This is a genomic window from Bacillus sp. TL12 (assembly GCF_022625245.1).
Classification (GTDB): Bacteria; Bacillota; Bacilli; order Bacillales; family Bacillaceae_G; genus Bacillus_A.
Map to the genome: position 1 here is coordinate 1 of NZ_JAJJBY010000274.1, position 214 is coordinate 214.

At 36.9% G+C, this 214-nt stretch carries 1 protein-coding gene; it reads right to left on the minus strand.

What is annotated here, in order from left to right:
* Nucleotides 1–214, minus strand: a 214-nt coding sequence (locus tag LOK41_RS28905) for a DDE-type integrase/transposase/recombinase (protein WP_241819490.1), incomplete at both ends; no start/stop codon positions are given.

Here is a 214-nt window from a genome sequence, read left to right on the forward strand (position 1 = left end):
AGCCTGATGATCCCGTTTTTTACGAAGTTGAATATCCAATGTGTATCCTTCTTTATCAATTGCACGGTACAGGTAACGCCATTCTCCTTTGACTTTTATATAGGTCTCATCCAATTTCCAAGATAGTTCTACGCTTTTATTTTTCTTCTTCCAAATTTGATAGATAAGGTTTCCATATTCATGAACCCAGCGCATGATGGTTGTAGGATGAACT